Source organism: Bacillus sp. AP50 (assembly GCF_040492675.1).
GTDB lineage: Bacteria > Bacillota > Bacilli > Bacillales > Bacillaceae_G > Bacillus_A > Bacillus_A cereus.
Window position 1 is genome coordinate 1 of the sequence record NZ_JBEUTW010000765.1, and the last position, 1,392, is coordinate 1,392.

Consider the following 1,392-nt stretch of genomic DNA (forward strand, 5'->3'; position numbering starts at 1 on the left):
CTTCCTAATTAAGCATTCCTTTTTACAATACTAGTATTGATGTCATAATAGGAGGATCGCTTATGCAATTCTTAAAGAAATTCGCTATTTTATTATTATCTTTTTTTATTACTGCACTTATCGTTTTATATTTTTATCTTTATGTAAATGGTCCGATTATTCAAGCTAAATCAGCTATTTTAATAAATGCTAATTCAGGTGAAATTGTTTATAAAAAAAATGAAGAAACTCCGGTACAATCAGCTGCTTTATCTAAATTAATGACAGAATATATCGTATTGGAGCAACTAAATGATAGAAAAATACAGTTAGATGACTTAGTACAAATAAGTAACGAAGTTTTCCGAGTAGAAACAAGCCCTATACAAGTAACATCGAATGATAAAACAACGGTTCGTGATTTACTTCATGCATTGCTACTGGCAGGGAATAATCGTTCTGCACTCGCTCTAGCAGAACACATTGCTGGAAATGAAGATAACTTTACAGTATTAATGAATAAAAAAGCAAAAGAACTAAAGTTATTACAACCATCTCCATTTCTAAACTCTACTGGAATTAATAATGATACAGATAAACAATCAACTACAACAGCGATAGACGCAGCTAAACTAGCAGCAAAATTAGTAAAAGATTTTCCAGATGTATTGAATATTACGAAACTAACCTCTTACCAATTTACCTTCAAAGATTCCCAGGTTTTCAATACGAATAAAATGATATATTCCCTTAATGAAAACATTAAACTTCAAGGTGTTGATGGCTTACAAACTAGTTTTTCAACTAACGGTAATTATAGTTTTGTCAGTACAGCAAAACTTGGAGATACTAGACTAATTTCAGTAATATTAGATGCAGATGAAGAAAACATTTCATTTATTGAAACAAAAAAGTTGCTACAGTATGGTTTTGATCCTTCCTCGTACTCTGCACTCCAAGCTTTTAAAGACGCCCTTACATCTTGGACAATATTGCTTCAGTTTAAAAATTTAATTATACAAACTATAATGATTTTTTTAATCATTACCACCTTAATGTTTTTACATATACGTCAGAAAAAATCCGAGGATTTCAATTAAGAAATCTTCTTATATATAAAAACCGACTTGCGTTTGAGATGCAAGTCGGTTTTTAATTCTATCATCCTCGTCCAATCAAATTTGCTGAAACAGATTGCAAGTTTAACTCCCTCGCCCATATAGATAGCTGACCAATATGATGAATTTCATATCCCATTACATGTCTTAAAACCTATGTTTTTCGAGGCATACATCCATCTCTGTTTCCTTTCGTTATGTTCTTTTGTTTGTATAAATGGGTTAATCTATTAATTCTATTAAATCCAACAATTGAACTATTACATATTAAAGTTCTATTCATATACTATAGTAG

At 30.4% G+C, this 1,392-nt stretch carries 1 protein-coding gene and 1 pseudogene; one reads left to right on the forward strand and one right to left on the reverse strand.

Annotated features, from left to right (window positions below):
• The first annotated feature begins 62 nt into the window (after positions 1-62).
• On the forward strand, positions 63-1,079 hold the full coding sequence (locus tag ABWK52_RS29290; protein ID WP_001160052.1) for a D-alanyl-D-alanine carboxypeptidase family protein: 1,017 nt from the start codon (positions 63-65) through the stop codon (positions 1,077-1,079).
• A 61-nt stretch (positions 1,080-1,140) separates the two neighbouring features.
• Here the strand turns inward: ABWK52_RS29290 and ABWK52_RS29295 are convergent.
• A pseudogene (locus ABWK52_RS29295) lies at positions 1,141-1,251 on the reverse strand (DinB family protein); the annotation flags it as partial.
• Positions 1,252-1,392 lie beyond the last annotated feature (141 nt).